Source organism: Pseudomonas sp. FG36 (genome assembly GCF_057809275.1).
Map to the genome: position 1 here is coordinate 19,275 of NZ_JBMDJQ010000018.1, position 20,524 is coordinate 39,798.

Annotated in this window: 19 protein-coding genes; 13 read left to right on the top strand and 6 right to left on the bottom strand. The window is 65.3% G+C overall.

Going from position 1 to position 20,524, the window contains the following annotated elements:
• The first annotated feature begins 132 nt into the window (after nt 1-132).
• The 4 genes from ACODS9_RS15500 to ACODS9_RS15515 all read left to right on the top strand — a co-directional run bounded on the left by ACODS9_RS15500 (nt 133) and on the right by ACODS9_RS15515 (nt 3,892).
• Nucleotides 133-609 carry a PaaI family thioesterase gene (locus tag ACODS9_RS15500; RefSeq protein WP_367858324.1) on the top strand — a complete coding sequence of 159 codons (477 nt, stop codon included), beginning with the start codon at nt 133-135 and terminating at the stop codon, nt 607-609.
• Nucleotides 606-1,064 carry a PaaI family thioesterase gene (locus tag ACODS9_RS15505; RefSeq protein WP_023629623.1) on the top strand — a complete coding sequence of 153 codons (459 nt, stop codon included), beginning with the start codon at nt 606-608 and terminating at the stop codon, nt 1,062-1,064. The genes ACODS9_RS15500 and ACODS9_RS15505 overlap by 4 nt, the downstream gene beginning before the upstream one ends.
• 93 nt (nt 1,065-1,157) lie before the next feature.
• A complete protein-coding gene (gene htpG, locus ACODS9_RS15510) occupies nt 1,158-3,065 on the top strand; it encodes a molecular chaperone HtpG (protein WP_102684712.1) in 1,908 nt (635 codons plus the stop codon).
• A gap of 101 nt (nt 3,066-3,166) precedes the next feature.
• On the top strand, nt 3,167-3,892 hold the full coding sequence (locus tag ACODS9_RS15515; RefSeq protein WP_023629622.1) for a dienelactone hydrolase family protein: 726 nt from the start codon (nt 3,167-3,169) through the stop codon (nt 3,890-3,892).
• Between the two features lie 28 nt (nt 3,893-3,920).
• On the opposite strand, the gene ACODS9_RS15520 is transcribed toward ACODS9_RS15515, so the two are convergent.
• Nucleotides 3,921-4,784, bottom strand: a complete 864-nt coding sequence (locus ACODS9_RS15520; RefSeq protein ID WP_489094226.1) for a pirin family protein — start codon at nt 4,782-4,784, stop codon at nt 3,921-3,923.
• A gap of 109 nt (nt 4,785-4,893) precedes the next feature.
• On the opposite strand from ACODS9_RS15520, the gene ACODS9_RS15525 reads away from it, so the two are divergent.
• Nucleotides 4,894-5,901: an amidohydrolase family protein gene (locus ACODS9_RS15525; protein WP_401111021.1), complete on the top strand. Its 1,008-nt coding sequence runs from the start codon at nt 4,894-4,896 to the stop codon at nt 5,899-5,901.
• Between the two features lie 114 nt (nt 5,902-6,015).
• Nucleotides 6,016-7,641, top strand: a complete 1,626-nt coding sequence (locus ACODS9_RS15530; protein WP_367858328.1) for a methyl-accepting chemotaxis protein — start codon at nt 6,016-6,018, stop codon at nt 7,639-7,641.
• Nucleotides 7,642-7,737: 96 nt separating this feature from the next.
• On the opposite strand, the gene fabB is transcribed toward ACODS9_RS15530, so the two are convergent.
• The 5 genes from fabB to ACODS9_RS15555 all read right to left on the bottom strand — a co-directional run bounded on the left by fabB (nt 7,738) and on the right by ACODS9_RS15555 (nt 14,651).
• Nucleotides 7,738-8,955 carry a beta-ketoacyl-ACP synthase I gene (fabB, locus tag ACODS9_RS15535; protein ID WP_046854777.1) on the bottom strand — a complete coding sequence of 406 codons (1,218 nt, stop codon included), beginning with the start codon at nt 8,953-8,955 and terminating at the stop codon, nt 7,738-7,740.
• 11 nt (nt 8,956-8,966) lie between these two features.
• Nucleotides 8,967-9,482, bottom strand: a complete 516-nt coding sequence (gene fabA, locus ACODS9_RS15540) for a 3-hydroxyacyl-[acyl-carrier-protein] dehydratase FabA (protein ID WP_023631260.1) — start codon at nt 9,480-9,482, stop codon at nt 8,967-8,969.
• 206 nt (nt 9,483-9,688) lie between these two features.
• Nucleotides 9,689-11,617, bottom strand: coding sequence for a response regulator (locus tag ACODS9_RS15545; RefSeq protein WP_489094227.1), 1,929 nt, complete (start codon nt 11,615-11,617; stop codon nt 9,689-9,691).
• A complete protein-coding gene (locus ACODS9_RS15550; protein WP_489094228.1) occupies nt 11,614-12,504 on the bottom strand; it encodes an ABC transporter substrate-binding protein in 891 nt (296 codons plus the stop codon). Before ACODS9_RS15550 ends, ACODS9_RS15545 begins: the two co-directional genes overlap by 4 nt.
• Nucleotides 12,504-14,651, bottom strand: coding sequence for a TonB-dependent receptor plug domain-containing protein (locus ACODS9_RS15555; protein WP_489094229.1), 2,148 nt, complete (start codon nt 14,649-14,651; stop codon nt 12,504-12,506). The genes ACODS9_RS15550 and ACODS9_RS15555 overlap by 1 nt, the downstream gene beginning before the upstream one ends.
• Nucleotides 14,652-14,793: 142 nt before the next feature.
• Between ACODS9_RS15555 and ACODS9_RS15560 the strand changes: the two genes are divergently transcribed.
• The 7 genes from ACODS9_RS15560 (at nt 14,794) to ACODS9_RS15590 (ending at nt 20,429) form a co-directional block, all read left to right on the top strand.
• Nucleotides 14,794-15,819: an NAD(P)H-dependent glycerol-3-phosphate dehydrogenase gene (locus ACODS9_RS15560; protein ID WP_038706499.1), complete on the top strand. Its 1,026-nt coding sequence runs from the start codon at nt 14,794-14,796 to the stop codon at nt 15,817-15,819.
• A gap of 11 nt (nt 15,820-15,830) precedes the next feature.
• Nucleotides 15,831-16,178, top strand: coding sequence for a DUF4389 domain-containing protein (locus tag ACODS9_RS15565; RefSeq protein WP_038706498.1), 348 nt, complete (start codon nt 15,831-15,833; stop codon nt 16,176-16,178).
• On the top strand, nt 16,175-16,630 hold the full coding sequence (gene sixA, locus ACODS9_RS15570) for a phosphohistidine phosphatase SixA (RefSeq protein ID WP_489094230.1): 456 nt from the start codon (nt 16,175-16,177) through the stop codon (nt 16,628-16,630). Before ACODS9_RS15565 ends, sixA begins: the two co-directional genes overlap by 4 nt.
• Before the next feature lie 197 nt (nt 16,631-16,827).
• Nucleotides 16,828-17,616: an alpha/beta fold hydrolase gene (locus ACODS9_RS15575; protein ID WP_489094231.1), complete on the top strand. Its 789-nt coding sequence runs from the start codon at nt 16,828-16,830 to the stop codon at nt 17,614-17,616.
• Nucleotides 17,613-18,467 carry an alpha/beta hydrolase gene (locus ACODS9_RS15580; protein ID WP_489094232.1) on the top strand — a complete coding sequence of 285 codons (855 nt, stop codon included), beginning with the start codon at nt 17,613-17,615 and terminating at the stop codon, nt 18,465-18,467. Before ACODS9_RS15575 ends, ACODS9_RS15580 begins: the two co-directional genes overlap by 4 nt.
• Before the next feature lie 102 nt (nt 18,468-18,569).
• Nucleotides 18,570-19,364, top strand: coding sequence for a DUF4892 domain-containing protein (locus ACODS9_RS15585; protein ID WP_367858337.1), 795 nt, complete (start codon nt 18,570-18,572; stop codon nt 19,362-19,364).
• A 12-nt stretch (nt 19,365-19,376) separates the two neighbouring features.
• Nucleotides 19,377-20,429, top strand: a complete 1,053-nt coding sequence (locus ACODS9_RS15590) for an AI-2E family transporter (RefSeq protein WP_046857716.1) — start codon at nt 19,377-19,379, stop codon at nt 20,427-20,429.
• Nucleotides 20,430-20,524: the final 95 nt, after the last annotated feature.

A 20,524-nucleotide genomic window follows, 5' to 3' on the forward strand; every position in this document is an offset into this window, starting at 1 on the left:
TGTTTCTCCTGGGTGGAATAACTTTGTATGTTCCTTCGAGTACGCTGCCGGCGAATAAGTTCAACGCAGGTTACAGATATATAACTGCCCGGCCTATATAGACTTTTTACCCATTTTATGCGGCGGCGGACAATGAACGAGACTCCATTGATGGCGATGGCCGAGCGCTTTCTGTCGGCATTGAAACATTGCCAGGTATTACAGATGCGGGTGCAGCATGCCGACGCCGATGGCATGACCCTGGTGCTGCCCTGGTCGCCGGCCATTGTCGGCAATCCGCAGAATGGCGCGGTGCACGGTGGTGTGCTGACCACGCTGATGGACACCACCTGCGGCATGGCCACGCTCTGCGCGCTGCCCAGCTTCGAGGTATGCCCGACCTTGGACCTGCGCATCGACTATATGCACCCGGCCGAGGCAGGCAAGGATATCTTTGGCCATGCCCAGTGCTACCGGGTGACCCGCGATGTCATCTTCACCCGGGGGACGGCCTACCAGGACGACCCTGCGCAACCGATCTGCCAGGTGGTCGGCACCTTCATGCGCCTGGGGCAGGACGTCAAAGGCGGCATCCGCTTCGGTAACAGCCTCAAGGAGCGCCGCACGTGATCCCCAGCGATATCCGCCAGCAGCTGAACCAGGCCCACGCCCGGGGTGATTACCAGCCCTTGCTGGCGTTGATCCCCTATGCCGGATTGATCGGTATCGAATGCGAGCGCCAGGGCGAAGACCTGCTGTTCCGTCTGCCGGCCAATCCGGACAATATCGGCAACCCGTTGCTGCCGGCGATCCATGGCGGCGTGATCGCCGGGTTCATGGAGCTGTCCGCGGCGCTCTACCTGCTGATCTACAGCGAAAGCGCGAGCATTCCGAAGATCATCGATTTTTCCATCGATTACCTGCGTGCCGGCCTTTACCGCGATACCTACGCCCAGTGCCAGTTGTGGCGCCAGGGGCGGCGGGTGACCAACGTCGCCATTACCGCCTGGCAGGGTGATCGCGACACGCCGATCGCCACGGCGCGCGCGCATTTCAAGATTGAACCCGAAAAGCCCTTGAAATAGTCAGGGCTGCCCCCATCTGCTGGACATCCGCCATCAAAAACGGCCCGCTGGCCGCCAGGCGTCACCAACCAACAGATTGGAGTTTTGAAGACCATGAGTGTGGAGACTCAAAAAGAAACCCTGGGCTTTCAGACCGAGGTAAAGCAACTGCTGCACCTCATGATCCATTCCCTGTATTCGAACAAGGAGATCTTCCTGCGCGAGCTGATCTCCAACGCCTCCGACGCCGCCGACAAGCTGCGCTTCGAGGCCCTGGCCAAGCCTGAGCTGCTCGAAGGCGACGCCGACCTGAAGATCCGCGTCAGCTTCGACAAGGCCGCCAACACCGTGACCCTCGAGGACAACGGCATCGGCATGAGCCGCGAAGACGTGATCGCGCACCTGGGTACCATCGCCAAGTCCGGCACCGCCGACTTCATGAAGAACCTCACCGGCGACCAGAAAAAGGACTCGCACCTGATTGGTCAGTTCGGCGTGGGCTTCTACTCCGCGTTTATTGTTGCTGACAAGGTCGACGTGTTCAGCCGTCGCGCCGGCCTGCCGGCCGCCGAGGGCGTGCACTGGTCGTCGAAAGGCGAGGGCGAGTTCGAAGTCGCCACCGTCGACAAGCCGCAGCGCGGTACCCGCATCGTCCTGCACCTGAAGAAGGGCGAGGATGAATTCGCCGATGGCTGGCGCCTGCGCAACGTGGTCAAGAAGTACTCCGACCACATCGCCCTGCCGATCGAGCTGCCCAAGGAGCAGGCCGAGGCCGCCGAAGGCGAGGAAAAGCCGGCGCAGGAATGGGAAACCGTCAACCGCGCCAGCGCCCTGTGGACCCGTTCGCGCACCGAGGTGAAGGACGAGGAGTACCAGGAGTTCTACAAGCACATCGGCCATGACTTCGAGAACCCGCTGGCCTGGAGCCACAACAAGGTTGAAGGCAAGCTCGAGTACAACTCGCTGCTGTACGTGCCGGCCCGCGCGCCGTTCGACCTGTATCAGCGCGAAGCGCCACGCGGCCTGAAGCTGTACGTGCAGCGCGTGTTCATCATGGACCAGGCAGAGTCGTTCCTGCCGCTGTACCTGCGCTTCATCAAGGGCGTGGTCGACTCCAACGACCTGTCGCTGAACGTTTCCCGCGAGATCCTGCAGAAAGACCCGATCATCGACTCGATGAAGACCGCGCTGACCAAGCGCGTGCTGGACATGCTGGAGAAACTGGCGAAGAACGAACCCGAGCAGTACAAGGGCTTCTGGAAGAACTTCGGCCAGGTGCTGAAAGAAGGCCCTGCCGAAGACTTTGCCAACAAGGAGAAGATCGCCAGCCTGCTGCGCTTCGCCTCCACCCATGACGACAGCGGCGAGCAGAGCGTCGCCCTGGCCGACTACCTGGCCCGCGCCAAGGAAGGCCAGGACAAGATCTACTTCCTGACCGGCGAATCCTACGCCCAGGTCAAGAACAGCCCGCACCTGGAAGTCTTCCGCAAGAAAGGCATCGAAGTGCTGCTGCTGACCGACCGCATCGACGAGTGGCTGATGAGCTACCTCAACGAGTTCGACGGCAAGGCCTTCGTCGACGTCGCCCGCGGCGACCTGGACCTGGGCAAGCTGGACTCCGAAGAGGACAAGAAGGCCCAGGAAGAAGTCGCCAAGGATAAGGAAGGCCTGGTCGAGCGTCTCAAGGGCGCGCTGGGTGACAGCGTTGCCGAGGTGCGTGTCTCGCACCGCCTGACCGACTCGCCGGCGATCCTCGCCATCGGCGAACAGGACCTGGGCCTGCAGATGCGCCAGATCCTCGAGGCCAGCGGGCAGAAGGTGCCGGAGTCCAAGCCGATCTTCGAGTTCAACCCGAGCCACCCGCTGATCGAGAAGCTCGATGGCGAGCAGAGCGAAGACCGCTTCGCCGAGCTTTCGCACATCCTGTTCGACCAGGCGGCCCTGGCGGCCGGTGACAGCTTGAAGGATCCGGCGGCCTACGTACGCCGTCTCAACAAGCTGCTGGTCGAGCTGTCGGCTTGACCTGAGGCAAGAAAAGCCCGCTTCGGCGGGCTTTTTCATGTCTGCCGTTGCCACGAATACATCTATCCTGTCCTGACCCGTGAACGCCCAAGGAGAGCTGAATGAGCAAGGTCATCGTCGAGTCGTTGGTTTATCACCTGTCAGGCAAGGCTTACGAAAGCCGCCTGGTCTACGCCCCGGGCGCGCTGCCGCAGCCGGGCCTGGTGATGGCGCCGAACTGGATGGGTATCGGCGAGGGCGCCGAACGTATCGCCAAGGAAGTGGCCGAGCAAGGCTATGTGGTGCTGATTGCCGACCTGTATGGCCAGTCGGTACGGCCGTCCAATGCTGACGAAGCCGGTACGGCGATGATGCCGCTGAAGAACGACCGTGCCGAACTGCGCAAGCGCATGCAGGAAGCGCTGGCGCAATTGCTGGGGCAGTCCAAGGCGTTGCTCGAGCCAGGCAAGGTCGCGACGTTCGGTTTCTGCTTCGGCGGCTGCTGTGCCCTGGAGCTTGCCCGCACCGGCGCCGATCTGAGGGCGGCGGTGTCGTTCCACGGCACGCTGGATACCCCGAACCCCGAGGATGCCAAGCGCATCAAGGGTTCGGTGCTGGTGCTGCATGGCGCCTCCGATCCACTGGTGCCACGGGAGCAGTTGCCAGCCTTCGAAGAAGAGATGAATGCTGCCAAGGTTGACTGGCAGTTGCTCAGCTATGGCGGGGCAGTGCACTCGTTCACCGATCCGAACGCCAATGTGCCGGGCAAGATGCAGTATGACCGGCGCACCTCGGAGCGGGCATTCCGCTCGATGCATAACTTGCTCAAGGAAGTGTTCGCAAGCTGAAGGCTCAGGGGCCGCCAAGCGGCCCCAATCAGCGCGGCAGTTCGATCCGCCCGCTTTCTCCCGGCACCACCGGCCAATCCGCAGCCGCCCAGCGCGCCCGTGCCGCTTCTATCAATCCCGGGTCACTGGCGACGAAGTTCCAGTTCATCCGCCGCGGCCCATCCAGCGGCGCGCCGCCGATCAGCACCAGCTGGCACTCATCCTCGGCATACAAGCTCACGACTTCGCCCTCGGGTAGCACCACCAGGCTGCATGGCTCGACGTCCTCGTTATCCAGCAGCAACTCACCTTCGAGCAGATACAGCGCACGCTGCGTGTGCTCCGTCGGCACGATCAGGGTGGTGGCCGGCTGCATGCGTACATGGGCATAGAGTGTCGGGGAGAGCACTGGCACGGGAGATTCCAGGCAAAAGCCTTTTCCGGCAATCATGCGGATCTGCACGCCCAGGCTGTCGCTGAGCGGGAGGCTGGCCGCCGGATGATGGCTGTAGCTTGCCGGGCCCTGCTCATCGGACTTCGGCGAGGCCAGCCAGACCTGCAGCCCGTGCAGCCGCGAGCCGCGCTCGAACACCTCGGCCGGCGTGCGCTCGACATGCGCCACGCCCGCTCCGGCGGTCATCCAGCTGACGTCTCCCGGGCGCACGCGTTGGTCCGAGCCGAGGCTGTCCTTGTGCTGGATTTCACCCTCGAACAGGTAGGTGAGGGTGGACAGGCCAATATGCGGGTGCTGGCGAATGTCCATGCCATGACCCGGCGCGTAGTCGGTTTCCAGCATATGGTCGAAGAACACGAAAGGGCCTACGCTGCGGCACTGCGCCGAGGGCAGCGGGCGCAGGATCGGCTGGCCCTCGACCGATTCGGCGCGTGGGCGGATGACCAGGGGGCTGCTCATGGCGACACTCCTTGAGGGATGCCTGCAAGCATAGCGTTTTGCCGTCCGTGGCTGAACCGTCGCGAGCGCTGCCCGGTCTACTCTTGCGGTACCGGCAAAGGAGCCTGAGATGATCGCCCGCACATTGGCCTGCCTGCTGTTGAGCGCAAGTCTGTTCGACACTGCGCAAGCCCGCGACTACCGCTACAGCGACGCCCATCTGCACTACGTGGATTTCTTCCAGGAAACCGAAGGCATGCCGGCCTTGCTCAAGGCCATGGACGAGGCCGGGGTGGAGCAGTCGATGATCTCCGGCATCCCGGTGGCGAAGAAATGGCACGAGGACGAACCCAAGCGCCCGCGCTACTACGCCGGCGACGATGCCGATGCCTACTGGTACAGCGCCACCGACCTGTACGTCGCTGCCGCGCTGGAAAAGCTGCCCGCCGAGCAGCGCAGGCGCTTCCACCCGTTTCTCACCGGTTTCAACCCGGTGGACAAGAATGCCGTCAGCCATATCGAGCGCATGCTCGAGCTCTATCCGGGGCTGTGGCAGGGTATCGGCGAGGTGTTCACCCGCCATGACGACCTCACCGCCCTGACCAGCGGCGACACGCCGCGGGCCAACAACGAAGCCATGACCCGCATCTATCACCTGGCCGCCGAGCGCGACCTGCCGGTGCTGCTGCATTCGAACATCACCTCCAAGCGCGAGCGCAACCCGCTGTACCTGGCGGAAATCGAAGAGCCGTTGCGTAACCACCCGCATACCCGCTTCATCTGGGCCCATGCCGGCAGCAGCATGGAGATTCACCGGCACCAGGAACGCATGGACTTTCTCCTGCCGGTGCTCACCCGATTGCTCGAGGACTATCCAAACCTGTACGTGGACTTGTCCTGGAGTGTGCTCGAGCCCTACCTGCTGGATGAGCAGGGCGTGCCACGCAAGGCCTGGGTCGACCTGGTCGTGCGCTTTCCCGAGCGCTTCATGCTCGGGTCCGATGTGGTGGGGCGCTTCGGCAGCATCGGCGAGCAGATGCACGCTTTCAATCCATTCCTCGATGCCTTGCCTGAAGCGGTGGCAGAGCGGGTGAGCCGGAGGAATTTTGTCGAACTGCTGCCAAAAAGCGTGAAATAGTGAGTTTCATGCACGGATAGCGTTTTGATATCGCCTTTTCGTCTTACGCAATTTCCAGATGGCCCGATACCTTTTTTAAGCAACGGAATATCACGCTTGGGAGGGATCCTGGAAATGAGCCTGAGACGCTTGAACATCGCGCCGCGCGCCGGCCTTGGCTTTGGCATCATGGCGCTGCTGGTAGTGGCGCTGGGCGGCTTTGCGCTGCAGCAGATGACCAACATGCGCCAGCAGTCCGAGCAGGTCGACAACAACTGGCTGCCGAGCGTGATCTCGGTGGGTCGCATGACCCAGGACATGCTGCGCATCCGCGCCCTGACGCTGCGCCTGCTGGTCAACACCGACCCGGCCGCCCAGCAGCAGAACCGTGCCCGCATCGACGAGGTCAAGGGTGGCCTGAGCAAGGCTCAGAGTCACTACGATGCCTTGATCGTGCTTCCTGAGGAGCGGACGCTGTTCGACCGCTACCAGGGCCTCGAACGTCAATACATGACCTTGCAGGGGCAGGTGGTGCAACAGGCCACCGATGGGCATGTCCAGGCAGCGGCGGCGCTGGTCAACGGTGAGATGAACCAGTTGGCCGACCAGATGACGGCGACCCTCAACGAGCTGATCGAACTGAACAATCATCAGGCCAACTCAGCCACCGACCTGGCCGAGGCCGTGTACAACGGCGCGAAGGTATGGGTCGGCGTGTTGCTGGTGATTGCCCTGAGCCTCACCGTGGTGCTCGCCCTGGCCTTGACCCGTAGCATCGTGCGGCCGCTCGGCCAGTCGTTGAAGGTCGCCGAGACGGTCGCCACCGGCGACCTGACCCCGCAGATCACCGTGCAAGGTGATGACGAGCCGGCGCGCCTGCTGGCGGCGCTCAAGAGCATGCAACTGAGCTTGCGCGAGACCATCGGGCGGATCTCCGACTCGGCCAGTCAGCTGGCTTCGGCCTCCGAGGAGCTGAGCGCGGTCACCGAAGACGCCACCCGTGGGCTGCAGCAGCAAAGCATGGAAATCGAGCAGGCCGCCACGGCGGTCAATCAGATGACGGCGGCGGTGGAGGAGGTGGCGAGCAACGCGGTGGCCACCTCTGAGGCCTCCCGCGAGTCCGACCAGATCGCTCGGCGCGGGCGTGAACAGGTGCGAGCCACGGTTACCGCCATCGAGGCGTTGGCCACTGGCGTGGCAGGTAATGCCGAGGAGGTCGGGCAACTGGCCCAGCAGGTGCACGACATCAGCAAGGTGCTGGATGTGATCGGCTCGATCGCCGAGCAGACCAACCTGCTGGCGCTCAACGCGGCCATCGAGGCGGCGCGGGCCGGCGAGGCCGGGCGCGGGTTCGCCGTGGTCGCCGACGAGGTGCGGGCGCTTGCCCACCGTACGCAGAGTTCGACCCAGGAGATCGAGCAGATGATCGTGGCCATCCGCAGCGGTGCCGAGCGAGCCGTGCAGGGCATGCAGCATAGCGATGCCCAGGCCCGTTCGACCCTCGACGGTGCCCATGCCGCGGGCCAGGCGCTGGAGGCGATCGCCGCGGCCATCGGCCAGATCAACGAACGCAATCTGGTGATCGCCAGTGCCTCGGAGCAGCAGGCCCAGGTGGCGCGGGAGGTGGACCGTAACCTGACCACCATCCGCGACCTGGCGCATCAGTCGTCGGCGGGGGCCGAGGAGACGTCTGCAGCGAGCCAGGCCCTGTCGCGGCTGGCGGTGGATCTCAATACCCTGGTGCAGCGCTTCTCGGTGTAAGCCCCTCGCGGGCTTGCCCCGCGATGAGGGCCGGCAGGGCACAAACAAAAACGCCCCGACCTAGGTCGGGGCGTTCTCGTTCAGCGTGTCAGCCGATCACTTGCCTTCCCAGCGCTTGAGCACCAGGGTGGCGTTGGTGCCGCCGAAGCCGAAGCTGTTGCTCATCACGGTGGTGAGCTTGGCGTCTTCGGTCTTGCGCACGATCGGCAGGTCCGCGACTTCCGGATCCAGCTCGTCGATGTTGGCCGAGCCGGCGATGAAGTTGTTTTCCATCATCAGAAGGCAGTAGATCGCCTCGTGCACGCCTGCGGCGCCCAGCGAGTGACCCGACAGGCTCTTGGTCGAGCTGATCTTCGGTGCCTTGTCGCCGAACACTTCACGCACGCCCTTCATCTCGGCGACGTCGCCGACCGGGGTGGAGGTGCCGTGGGTGTTCAGGTAGTCGATCGGGGTGTCGACGGTGGACAGCGCCTGCTGCATGCAGCGGATTGCGCCTTCGCCGCTCGGGGCGACCATGTCGTAGCCATCGGAGGTCGCGCCGTAGCCGACGATCTCGGCGTAGATCTTGGCGCCACGGGCCAGGGCGTGCTCGAGTTCTTCGACCACGACCATGCCGCCGCCGCCGGCGATGACGAAGCCGTCACGGTCGGCATCGTAGGCGCGCGAGGCCAGCTCGGGGGTTTCGTTGCGCTTGGTCGACAGGGCGCCCATGGCATCGAACAGGAACGACTGGCTCCAGTGCTCTTCTTCACCGCCGCCGGCGAAGACGATGTCCTGCTTGCCCCACTGGATCTGCTCCATGGCGGTGCCGATGCAGTGTGCGGAGGTGGCGCAGGCCGACGAGATCGAGTAGTTGATGCCCTTGATCTTGAACGGGGTGGCCAGGCACGCCGACACGGTGCTGCCCATGGTGCGGGTGACGCGGTAGGGGCCGACGCGCTTGACGCCTTTCTCGCGCAGGGTGTCCAGGGCTTCCATCTGGTTCAGGGTGGAAGCGCCGCCGGAGCCGGCCACCAGGCCGGTGCGCGGGCTGGAGATCTGCTCTTCGCTCAGGCCGGAATCCTTGATCGCGTCCTGCATCGCCAGGTAGGCGTAGGCCGCGGCATGGCCGACGAAGCGGTAGACCTTGCGGTCGATCAGCTCTTCGAGGTTCAGGTCGATGGAACCGGAAACCTGGCTACGCAGCCCCATTTCCTTATATTCCGGGTTGTAACGGATACCCGGACGGCTGTTGCGCAGGTTTTCGGTGACGGTCTCTTTGTCATTGCCCAGGCACGAAACAATGCCCAGACCAGTGATAACGACGCGGCGCATGCGAATAACCCTTAGAAATTGTCAGTGGAGGTGAACACGCCGACCCGCAGGCCTTCGGCGGTGTAGATCTCGCGCCCGTCGACGCTGACCGAGCCATCGGCGATGGCCATGTTCAGCTTGCCCTTGAGGACGCGCTTGATGTGAATGTTGTAGGTGACTTTCTTGGCGGTGGGTAGTACCTGGCCGAAGAATTTCACTTCGCCCGAACCCAGCGCACGGCCACGGCCCGGCAGGCCTTGCCAGCCGAGGAAGAAGCCGACCAGCTGCCACATGGCATCGAGGCCCAGGCAGCCTGGCATCACCGGGTCGCCTTCGAAGTGGCAGGCGAAGAACCACAGGTCTGGATTGATATCCAGCTCGGCGACCAATTCACCTTTGCCGAACTTGCCGCCTTCCTCGCTGATGTGGGTGATGCGATCGACCATCAGCATGTTCGGGGCGGGCAGTTGCGCATTACCGGGGCCGAACAGCTCACCGCGACTGCAGCGCAGCAGGTCTTCCCGAGTAAAGGCGTTTTGTTTGGTCATGCGAGCTCCTCAATAACCCCCTGTGGCAGGGGACGAATCTTCCCGGCCGGCCCGAAGCGCTTTGCATCCGAGGCGGCAGCCTACAGGTAGACTATTGCGTTGTGGTGAAAGTCACAGCGCACCTGGCAAAAGAAGTACAGGTGTGCACTGAAATGTTATTTTCCGGCCCTGAGGCGGTCCTGTCCAGTCCTTAAGACTGCCGCACTTTAGCATTTATCGCCAGTCGCAACTGCCTGACCGGGCAACCAGCGGCGCAGGATGCGCTGCAGGTCGGTACGTTTGAACGGCTTGCTCAGGTAATCGTTCATCCCGGCGGCCAGACAGCGTTCGCGGTCGCCCTGCAACGCGCTGGCGGTCAGGGCGATGATCGGCAACCCTTCAGCCTGCGGTAGCAGGCGGATGCGGCGGGTTGCCTCGTATCCGTCCACCTGGGGCAGGCGGCAATCCATCAGCACCGCGGCGAACCGTTGCTGGCCGACCAGTTCGATCGCCTGGGCGCCATCCATGGCCAGGCTGACCTCGAAGCCCAGGCTGCGCAGCATGGCCTCGATGACGCTCTGGTTGACCGGGTTGTCCTCCACCAACAGGATCCGCCCGCCGCCTTCAGTCGCTGCCTGGTCCTGTGTTGCGACACCGGGAAGGGCGCTGGGTGTGCTGGCCAGTGCCAGCGGCATTTCCAGGGTGAAGGTCGAACCCAGCCCTTCACGGCTCTCGCCGCGCAACTGGCCACCCATGCGTTCGGCCAGGGTGCGGGCGATCGACAGGCCCAGGCCGGTGCCGCCGTAGCGGCGGGAGATGGTGTTGTCGGCTTGCTGGAAGGCCACGAACATCATTTCCAGGCGGTTGCTGTCGATGCCGATGCCGGTGTCGCGCACGGTGCAGGTCAGCCAGATCAGCTGGCGGTCGAGCACTTGCCAGCGCGCCTCGATCGCCACTTCGCCACGCTCGGTGAATTTCAGCGCATTGCCCACCAGGTTGAGCAGGATCTGGCGGATCCGCGTCGGGTCGCCCACCACCTGCAACTGGTGCATGCCGGGAGGCAGTTGCAGGCGCAGGTCGAGGTTGCGCTGCTGGGCGGTGTGCTGGAACGACTGCACGCTGCTGGTGATCAGGTCGCCGAGGTTGAAATCAATGTGCTCAAGCTCGAGGGTGGTGCGCTCGATCCGCGAGAAATCGAGGATATCGTTGATCACTTTGAGCAGATGCCCGGTGGATTCGCTGGCCACCGCGGTGTATTCGGCCTGCTCACCGGTAAGTTCGGTGGTTTCGAGCAACTGCAGCATGCCCAGCACACCGTTCATGGGCGTGCGCAGCTCGTGGCTCATCATTGCCAGGAAGTCGGATTTTGCGCGGTTGGCCTGCTCGGCCTCTTCGCGGGCCTGGATCAGTTGGCCCATGGCCTGTTGTTGTTCATGGGCGGCCTGGTCGAGGGCGCTGGCCAGGTTGTTGATGTGCCGGGCCAGATGGCCCAGCTCGCTGTCGTCGACCACCGGCAGGGGCGCGTTGAAGTCGCCCTGCTGGATGGCGCGGACCGCATGGCCCATTTCGCTGATCGGTTTGGACAGGCTGGTGGCCAGGCGGCGGGCCAGCAGGAAGGTGAACAGCAGGGCGAACAGCGCGAGGATCGCGGCCTTGATCACGATCTCCTGCTGGCGCTGGCTGAAGGCATCGTCGGACATGCCGACGATCACCCGCCCGAGGTAGTCGTCGCCGATGTTCGGTGGCGGGGTCTTGCCCTGCAGGAAGTCGTTGTCCAGGCGGATCTGCTGCAAACGGATCGGCGCCTGGAATACCTCGACCCGCTGGGCGCGACTGAGGCTTTCATCGGGCTGCTCGACGTACACCAGAATATGGTTGCGGCTGTCCTGCACCTCGAGAAAACGCACATGGGGAATGCTCAAGGTGGCGCGCATCAGGCTCTCGAGCACCTCGTTGTTGCCCGAAATCACCCCGTACTCGGACGCCGGCGCCAGCTGGTTGGCGATCAACTGCCCGGTGTGGTTGAGCTCCTGGCGCAAGTCCTGGATGCGTACGAAGGTAAAGAAGCTGATCAGCAGCAGGGTCAGCAACAGGGCGGGGCCCAGGCTGATGATCTGGGTGCGGGTGTGGATGTCCCAGCTCAGGCGCTTGCTCATGGGGTGGGGGCTCCTTCGGCAAGGGCCAGGGCGGCGGCGTCCGGGTCGATCGCTTCCAGGCCCAGGGCGCGGGCCACCTGCTGGTTGCCGCTGACACCAAAGTGCGTGGGGTAGAGGCTGCGCGGCCAGCGCGCCGGTGGGAGGTCGAGCAACTGCTCGAGCACCGCCAGCCAATCGTCCTGGTCGCTGTAGGTGCTGGCCAGGGCGCCGGCGCGGACGAAGCCGACGTTCGGGCCGATCAGCGCCATCTGCCGGCCATAGCTGCTGAGCAGCACGTTCTTGGCCGACTTGGAGTTGTACAGCTCGGGGTCGTCCAGCCCCAGCAGCACATCACTGTTGTTCAGCAACTGCTGCAAGGGGCGGCTGTCGCGCACGTCGGGCCAGTCCTGGGCAACGATCTCCAGGCCCAGCGGGCGGGCGACCTGGCGCAGCTCGTCGAGCAGGAAGCGGCTGTGTTCGCCATACAGCACGCCGATGCGCCGCGCCTGCGGTAGCAGGTAGCGGGTCAGGCGCAGTTGCCGGGCCAGGGGCGGGTCGCTCCACAGCAAGGTGAGGTAGGCGGGGCGCGACACGCCCAGGCGTTGCTCGGCCTGGACCCGGCTGATGCGCAGCGCCAGTGCCGATGGCCCGGTTGCCTCCGTCAGGCGCCATTCCAGGGCCGGGATGTCGAGCAGCACCAGGCGGGTGTCGGCCTTGAGCTTGCCCGGACCAGGCAACTGCTCGACGGTCTGGAACCGCACCTGGTCGTGGGGCCTGCGCTTTTCCAGGGCTGCGACGAAGCTGCGGATGCCGGGCTGGTCTTCGCCGCCGACCAGCAGGATCTCGCTGGCCGACAGCGATCCCAAGGGCCACAGGCACAACAGCAGCAGGCGCAGCAGGCGCACCATCAGAACTCCAGCTCCGCGCTGACGCTCAGGCGGTGGCGGCTGTCATAGCGATTTTGCTCGAGGGTGACCGGTTCGTCATCCAGGCGCTGCTGCCACAGCGCGGCCAGTTCCAGGTTGCTGCCGTGGATCTTGAAGCGCTTGGCCACGCGCAGGTCGACCCGCTCGTAGCGGTACTGGTTGAGGGCATCGTCGCCGTAATAGAAGAGGGCGCTGGACCAGCCCTCGCCCCAGTCGCGCAGCCAGCCGGCCGAGCCGCTGTTACGGGCACTCAGGCGGCGGTCGGCCGGATTGCTGGCCCAGGCGTCGACATAGGCATAGGTCAGGCGCAAGCGGTCGCGCTGGGTGGCGCGCCAGTCGAACTGCGCCTCGCTGCCGCTGAACCGGGCCTTGTTGGCGTTGCTGGCGATGAACTGGTTGTTCTTCAACGGCTCGCTGATCATGCCGGTGATCTCGTCGTAGAACAGTTTCACGTCGACGTTCAGGTCGATGTCGCTGAAGGCGCCGTTGTAGCCGAGTTCTCGCGAACGCATGCGTTCCTGGTCGAGGTTACCGGGGCCGCGGGTCTTGACGAAATACTCGCCGTTCTGCAGCCCGTACAGGTTGGGCGAGAGGTTCTTGACCGTGTAGCTCCAGTTGACGTTGTTCTCGAACATGTCCGGCGAGCGAATGGCCTCGGAATACACCGCGCGCAAGCCATGGCGAGGGGTGATCAGGTAGTTCACCGCCACACGCGGGGTCAGCGAGTTGCCCGACAGCTGCGAATGTTCGTACATGGCGCCGCCCTGGAGGATCCAGTGCTCGTCGGCGCGCCATTCGAGCTGGCCGAACAGGCGCCAGGTCTGGTCGTCGATGCTGCCGTTGAAGTAGGTCTGCGAGTCGGCGCGGTCGTAGCGGTAGTTCATGCCGCTGACCAGGCGCAGGCTGTCGGTGAGGCTCAGGGTGTCCTGGATTTCCAGGTCATAGCGGGTTTCGCGGGTGCTCTGGTCGACGTCGCCGCAGATCGTGTTGCTGCCACCGCTGGCCCACTGGCCCTGCACCTGGCCCATCAGCGAGCCGAGCACGGGATCGCTGGTACTGGGCAGGTTGCCGGTGTACAGGTTGCGCGCGACCTTCTCGGCGAAGTTCGGGTCGAGCTGCCACAGGCGTGTCAGCTCGGGGCTGAAGGCAATTGCCGCATCGCAGGCGCGCCACACCTGCTGGCGGTCAAAATGCTGCGCCGAGCCCTGCACATACAGGCTGTGCTCGGGGTTGAGGTCGAGGTTCCAGCGCACGGAGCCGGCGTAGTCCTTGGCGTTGACGTCGGCGTTGTAGCCAGCCCGGTAGTTGCCGAACACCGGCTGGTAGGTGTAGGGGCGCTGATTGCTGCCTTCCTTGGCCGCCAGTTGCCATTCCAGGGTCTGGTCGGGCGCCAGGGTATGCACGGCATTGATGTTGATGCGGTTGGCGCGGCGACTGTCGCGGTAGTCGCGACCGAACTGGTCCTGGTCGAAGCCGTCATCCTGCTGGCCGGAGAGCGACAGGCGCAGGTCGCCGCTGTCCCAGCCGAAGCCCTGGCTTGCGTAGTAGTCGTTGATGCCGTCCTGGCCGCGGGTCAGCTTGACCCGCGTGCCATGGCTGTCGGCCGGGTTGCGGGTGAGGATGTTGACCACCGCCATCAGCGCGTTGGCGCCGTAGCTGACGGTGTTCGGGCCGCGGAACACCTCGATGCGCTCGATATCCTCGATGGCCACGGGGATATCGCTCCAGTCCACCGTGGCCAGCCCCGCGCGGTACACCGAGCGGCCATCGATCAGCACCTGCATGCGCCGGGCGTCGCTGACGTTGCTGCCGTGGTAGTTGACCGTCGGCTGGTTGCCGGCGCCGTAGCCGATCATCATGCCCGGCACCAGGCGCAGCAGCTCGGGGATGTCGCGGGCACCGCTGGCACGGATCAGCTCGTTGTCGAGCACGGTCATGCTGCCCGGAACCGCCGCCGGGGATTGTTTCAGGCGCGTGGCGGTCAGAACCTGCGGCAAGTCCTGGTTGTCGATGAACAGGTCATCGGCCACGGCCGGGCCGCCCAGCAGGGCAGTCAGCAACAGCAGGCGGGGGTACGGGGGCGTGCCAGGGAACACGAAACGGCCTTGTTTCAGAAATGAATCAGGCATGTTAACCGACCGTGCGGCTTTTGCCAGTGCGACACCATGACAGGCCCGCCCTGCGAATGGGCGGGTACTGCCACTGGCTCTGGCGCATGCGCGCCGTATAATGCGCACGTCGCCACTTACTTTATTGGTTAACGGATTGGATATGACTGAACAGCAACCTGTTGCAGTTCTTGGAGGCGGCAGCTTCGGCACCGCCGTGGCGAACCTCTTGGCACAGAACGGCCATCCGGTACGGCAGTGGATGCGCGACCCGGCGCAAGCCGAGGCAATGCGCGTCGACCGCGAGAATCCGCGTTACCTCAAGGGCATCCGCCTGCATGACGGCGTCGAACCGGTCAACGACCTGCTCGCCACCCTGCAGGGCAGCGCACTGATCTTCGTCGCCTTGCCCTCCAGCGCGTTGCGCAGCGTGCTGGCCCCCCACGCCGAGCTGCTGCGTGGCAAGGGCCTGGTCAGCCTGACCAAGGGCATCGAGGCGAACACCTTCAAGCTGATGAGCCAGATCCTCGAAGAGATCGCCCCCCAGGCACGCATCGGCGTGCTGTCAGGCCCCAACCTGGCCCGCGAGATTGCCGAGCATGCGTTGACCGCCACCGTGGTCGCCAGCGAGGACGAAGCGCTGTGCCAGCAGGTGCAGGCCGTGCTGCATGGCCGCACGTTCCGTGTCTACGCCAGCAGTGATCGCTTCGGCGTCGAGCTGGGCGGCGCGTTGAAGAACGTCTACGCCATCATCGCCGGCATGGCCGTGGCCCTGGGGATGGGCGAGAACACAAAGAGCATGCTGATTACCCGGGCCCTGGCCGAGATGACCCGCTTCGCCGTGAGCCAGGGCGCCAACCCCATGACCTTCCTCGGGCTGGCCGGGGTCGGTGACCTGATCGTCACCTGCTCCTCGCCCAAGAGCCGCAACTACCAGGTCGGCCATGCGCTGGGCCAGGGCCTGAGCCTCGAGCAGGCGGTCAGCCGCCTGGGTGAAGTTGCCGAAGGTGTCAACACTCTCAAGGTGCTCAAGGCCAAGGCCCAGGAAGTGGGCGTGTACATGCCGCTGGTGGCGGGCCTGCACGCGATCCTGTTCGAAGGCCGCACGCTCAACCAGGTGATCGAGCACCTGATGCGCGCCGAGCCGAAGACCGATGTCGATTTCATTTCCACCAGCGGTTTCAACTGAGGGAGAAACGTATGAACGATACCCCGGAGCGCGCCCAGCGCGAGTCGATCATCCTGCGCGTGCTGTGGATGCTGGTGTTCCTGGTGGCCTGGCAACTGGCCGAGCTGCTGCTTGGCGGCCTGGTGCTGGTGCAACTGATCTACCGCCTGATCTACGGCGCGCCCAGCGCCAGCCTGATGAACTTCGGCGACAGCCTGAGCCAGTACCTGGCACAGATCGGCCGTTTCGGCACCTTCCACAGCGACCAGAAACCCTGGCCGTTCGCCGACTGGCCGACTCCGCGCACCCCGGAAGGCGAGGCGCCCCACGCCGTGGCCCCGGCGCCACACCCGGTGCGTGACGAGGAGCCCAAGCTGTGAAGCTCTGGGTGCTGCGCCACGGCGAGGCCGAGCCACGGGCCAACAGCGACGCCGAGCGGCGCCTGACCGCCCACGGTCGCGAGCAGGTGCTGCGCAGCGCCGCGCACCTGTTGGGCCAGCCGTTGCAGGCAATCATCGCCAGCCCCTACGTGCGTGCCCAGCAGACCGCCGCCCTGGTGCATGGCGCCCTCGGCTTTTCCGAGCCGGTGCGTACCGTGCCCTGGCTGACGCCAGAGAGCGACGTGGCGCAGACGATCGGCGAAATCGAGCGCCTTGGGCTCGAGCATGTCTTGCTGGTCAGCCATCAGCCACTGGTGGGCAACCTGGTCGGCCTGCTCGAGCATGGTCACAGTCAGCAGCCGGCACCCCTGAGCACGGCCAGCCTGGCCGAGCTGGAGGGTGAGTGGCCACTGGCTGGGTTGATGACCCTGCGCGGGCTTTACCACGCCTGAACGTGTGGGGGGGACAGGTCCGGCCGCTTCGCCGGCCAGCCGGCTTGTATCTTCAAAGACTCCTGCACTGAAGCGGTGAGCCGGCGCTTGCGACAGCGAATGACCTGATCGCCCTCGCCGATGACCTTTCCAAACGTTGCCGGCCCAATGCCCCTTGCCGACAATGGGCCATCCATCCCCGTGCAGAGCAGGCGGCCATGTCGCAGCAGATCTTCTTCGCCCACGCCAATGGCTTCCCTTCGGCCACCTACGGCAAGCTGTTCGCCGAGCTGGCGCCGGACTACCAGGTGCATCACCTGGAACAGCACGCCCACGATCCGCGCTTTCCGGTCAACGACAACTGGCAGAACCTGGTGGACGAACTGTTGCATCACCTGGAACGGCAGGACGCACCGGTCTGGGGTGTCGGTCACTCCCTCGGCGGTGTGCTGCACCTGCATGCGGCGCTGCGTCGGCCGGAGTTCTACCGCGGGGTGGTGATGCTCGATTCGCCGGTGCTGACCCGCGCCGACGAATGGCTGATCCAGGCCGCCAAGCGCCTGGGTTTCATCGACCGCATCACCCCAGCCGGGCGTACCCTGGGTCGGCGCGAGGCATTCGCGGACCGCGACAGCGCCCGTCGCTACTTCGCCGGCAAGACCTTGTTTCGCCACTTCGACCCGGATTGCCTGGAGGCCTACCTGGAGCATGGCCTGGAGCAGGGCGAGGACGGTCTGCGCCTGCGCTTCGACCCGGCCACCGAAATCAGCATCTACCGCAGCATTCCCCATGTCAGCCCAGCCAGGCCACGTCAGTTGCAGGTGCCGCTGGCGATGGTGCGCGGCGCCCAAAGCCGGGTGATTCGCAAGCACCACGCCCTGGCCGTGCGCGCCATGGCCAAGGGCGAGTACCACAGCCTGCCGGGCGGGCACATGTTCCCGCTGGAGCGGCCCACCGACACCGCCAGCCTGATCAAGGGCCTGTTCGACCGCTGGAGCCAGGCATGAGCGCCCAGGTCGAGGAGATCCGCCTGACGCTGGGCCATATCGAGCTGGCCGCGCACCTGTTCGGTCCGGCCGACGGCCTGCCGGTGATCGCCCTGCATGGCTGGCTGGACAACGCCAACAGCTTCGCCCGCCTGGCGCCGCAGCTGAAGGGGCTGCGCATCGTCGCCCTGGACCTGGCCGGGCATGGTTACTCCGAGCATCGCCCGGTCGGTGCCGGCTATGCCCTGGCCGACTACGCCCATGACGTGCTGCGGGTTGCCGAGCAACTGGGCTGGGAGCGCTTCGGCCTGCTCGGTCATTCGCTTGGCGCGATCATCTCGGTGCAGTTGGCCGGGGCCTTGCCCGAGCGGGTCAGTCACCTGGCGCTGATCGACGGGGTGATCCCACCGACGCTCAGCGAACAGGACGCTGCCGAGCGCCTGGGGCTGGCCTTGCAGGCACAGCTGCGCCTGGAGGGCAAGCGCAAGTCGGTGTACCCGACCCTGGAGGAGGGCGTCGAGGCGCGCATGAAGGGCATGGTCGCGGTCAGCCGCGAAGCCGCCGAGTTGCTGGCCCAGCGCGGCCTGATGCCGGTGCCCGGCGGCTATAGCTGGCGCAGCGACAGCCGCCTCACCTTGCCTTCGCCCACCCGGCTGAACCAGGACCAGGCCATGGCCTTCGTCAAGCGCATCGCCTGCCCGGCGTGCCTGGTGGTTGCCGCCGACGGCATGCTGGCGCGCCACACGGAACTGCTGGAGCAGCTACCCTTCGAGCAGGTGACCTTGCCGGGCGGGCACCATCTGCACCTGAACGACGCCGCGGGCGCGGCCCTTGTCGCAGACTGTTTCAATCGCTTCTTTGGCATTCCTTGACTTGCACCGGACAAGTGTCGAGGCTTGGCGGGTTGAAAGGGAGACAACCATGTACATGCCAGACATCCACGCACCTTGCCCCGCCACCTGCGAGGGCGGTCGATGAGCGCACCTGTTTTCGTTCGCGGCGCCATCGCCGCGTGCCTCGCCATTGCCAGCCCGCTGCTCTGGGCTGGCAGCCTGCCGGTACCCGCAGACGCTAAGGTGGTCGACCAACGCCCGGCAGTGGAGCAGGAACGCGTCTATCCCATGGGCCCGCTGCGCAAGATCAGCGGCCGGCTACGGGTCGAGGACAAGGTCGAGAGCCGTGGCCAGGTCAGCTCCGTGACCTACGAATTGCCGGTCGAGCGCAGCGCCCGCGAAGCCTTCACCAGCGCCCGCGAAGCGTTGCAGCAGGACGGTGGCTACCCGTTGTTCTGGTGCCAGGGCCGCGACTGCGGCGAAGCCAGCCTGTGGGCCAACGACGTGTTCGCCAACGCCCGCCTCAACGGCGGTGACGAGCAGCAGGCATTCATCCTGTTGCGCCGCTCCGCCGAAGAAGCCGACACCCTGGTGGCGCTGTACAGCGTGACTCGCGGCAATCGCCGCGCCTACCTGCATGTCGAGGAGTTCGTCGCCGGCAGTCCGTTGGGCGAGCTGCTGCCCACCGCCGCCACGGTGCTGCGCGAGCTGCGCGACACCGGCAAGCTCGACTACCCTGACCTGGCCGAGCCCCAGGCCGCCTGGGCGACGCTGCTGGCCCGCAGCCTCAACCTCGACAGCACCCTGCGCGCCAGCCTCAGCGGCAAGGGCGCCGAAGCCTGGCGCGAGCAACTGGTCAAGGCCGGCGTGCGCAGTGCCCGGCTTGAGGTGGGCGACGCCCCGACCGAAGGCCTGCACCTGGAACTGATCCGTTGAGTGAGCGCCACCATGGCCAACAATGACCGCCTGTTGATCCAGATCCTGCTGCTGACCCTGCTGGGCGCCGCGCTGTGGGTGATGGCGCCGTTCATCTCGGCGCTGCTGTGGGGCGCCATCCTGGCCTTCGCCAGCTGGCCGCTGATGCGCTTACTGACCCGCGTGCTGGGCGGCCGCGAAACCCTCGCCGCGAGCCTGCTGACCACGGTGTGGATCCTGCTGGTGGCCATGCCGCTGGTGTGGCTGGGGTTCAACCTGGCCGACCATGTGCGTGATGCCACCGCGTTCATTCGCGATGTGCAGGTCGATGGCCTGCCGGACGCGCCCGCCTGGGTGGCCGGGATCCCGTTCGTGGGCGAGCGCCTGGTTGGCTGGTGGGAGTCCTTCGACCAGCAGGGCGCGGCCTTGTTGGCCTCGGCCAAGCCGTACCTGGGGCAGGTCGGCAACTGGTTGCTGGCCCGCAGCGCGCAGATCGGCGGCGGGGTGCTGGAGCTGACCCTGAGCCTGGTGTTCGTGTTCTTCTTCTACCGCGACGGGCCACGCCTGGCGGCGTTCGTGCACCGCCTGCTGCAACGGCTGGTGGGCGAGCGCGCCGAGTACTACGTCGACCTGGTCGCCGGCACCGTACAGCGGGTGGTCAACGGCGTGATCGGCACCGCTGCCGCCCAGGCGCTGCTGGCACTGATCGGCTTCCTGATCGCCGGCGTGCCGGGGGCCATCGTGCTGGGCCTGGTGACCTTCATGCTCAGCCTGATCCCCATGGGTCCGCCGCTGGCGTGGATACCGGCCACCGCCTGGCTGGTGTGGAAGGGCGACTACGGCATGGCGGTGTTCCTGGGCGTCTGGGGCACCTTCATCATCAGCGGCGTGGACAACGTGCTCAAGCCGTACCTGATCAGCCGCGGCGGTAACCTGCCGCTGGTCATCGTGCTGCTCGGGGTGTTCGGCGGCCTGATCGCGTTCGGCTTCATCGGGCTGTTCATCGGGCCGACCTTGCTGGCGGTGGGGTACAGCCTGCTGCTGGACTGGAGCCGCAATACCGCGCAGCACACGCCGCAGCGCTGATATCCATCGCGGGCTTGCCCCGCGATACATCAGCGATCTTTACGCTTTCTTTATGCCCTGACCCCACCCCCCATCTCGCCCCTTTACGCCCCTCC

Excerpts from the sequence above, each read along its gene's own strand:
- ACODS9_RS15555 (WP_489094229.1), bottom strand. The coding sequence starts at position 14,651 with ATGCCTGATTCATTTCTGAAACAAGGCCGTTTCGTGTTCCCTGGCACG.
- ACODS9_RS15500 (WP_367858324.1), top strand. The coding sequence starts at position 133 with ATGAACGAGACTCCATTGATGGCGATGGCCGAGCGCTTTCTGTCGGCA.
- htpG (WP_102684712.1), top strand. The coding sequence starts at position 1,158 with ATGAGTGTGGAGACTCAAAAAGAAACCCTGGGCTTTCAGACCGAGGTA.
- fabA (WP_023631260.1), bottom strand. The coding sequence starts at position 9,482 with ATGACCAAACAAAACGCCTTTACTCGGGAAGACCTGCTGCGCTGCAGT.
- fabB (WP_046854777.1), bottom strand. The coding sequence starts at position 8,955 with ATGCGCCGCGTCGTTATCACTGGTCTGGGCATTGTTTCGTGCCTGGGC.
- ACODS9_RS15560 (WP_038706499.1), top strand. The coding sequence starts at position 14,794 with ATGACTGAACAGCAACCTGTTGCAGTTCTTGGAGGCGGCAGCTTCGGC.
- ACODS9_RS15585 (WP_367858337.1), top strand. The coding sequence starts at position 18,570 with ATGAGCGCACCTGTTTTCGTTCGCGGCGCCATCGCCGCGTGCCTCGCC.
- ACODS9_RS15520 (WP_489094226.1), bottom strand. The coding sequence starts at position 4,784 with ATGAGCAGCCCCCTGGTCATCCGCCCACGCGCCGAATCGGTCGAGGGC.
- ACODS9_RS15580 (WP_489094232.1), top strand. The coding sequence starts at position 17,613 with ATGAGCGCCCAGGTCGAGGAGATCCGCCTGACGCTGGGCCATATCGAG.
- ACODS9_RS15525 (WP_401111021.1), top strand. The coding sequence starts at position 4,894 with ATGATCGCCCGCACATTGGCCTGCCTGCTGTTGAGCGCAAGTCTGTTC.
- ACODS9_RS15590 (WP_046857716.1), top strand. The coding sequence starts at position 19,377 with ATGGCCAACAATGACCGCCTGTTGATCCAGATCCTGCTGCTGACCCTG.
- ACODS9_RS15530 (WP_367858328.1), top strand. The coding sequence starts at position 6,016 with ATGAGCCTGAGACGCTTGAACATCGCGCCGCGCGCCGGCCTTGGCTTT.
- ACODS9_RS15550 (WP_489094228.1), bottom strand. The coding sequence starts at position 12,504 with ATGGTGCGCCTGCTGCGCCTGCTGCTGTTGTGCCTGTGGCCCTTGGGA.
- ACODS9_RS15575 (WP_489094231.1), top strand. The coding sequence starts at position 16,828 with ATGTCGCAGCAGATCTTCTTCGCCCACGCCAATGGCTTCCCTTCGGCC.
- ACODS9_RS15515 (WP_023629622.1), top strand. The coding sequence starts at position 3,167 with ATGAGCAAGGTCATCGTCGAGTCGTTGGTTTATCACCTGTCAGGCAAG.
- ACODS9_RS15565 (WP_038706498.1), top strand. The coding sequence starts at position 15,831 with ATGAACGATACCCCGGAGCGCGCCCAGCGCGAGTCGATCATCCTGCGC.
- ACODS9_RS15545 (WP_489094227.1), bottom strand. The coding sequence starts at position 11,617 with ATGAGCAAGCGCCTGAGCTGGGACATCCACACCCGCACCCAGATCATC.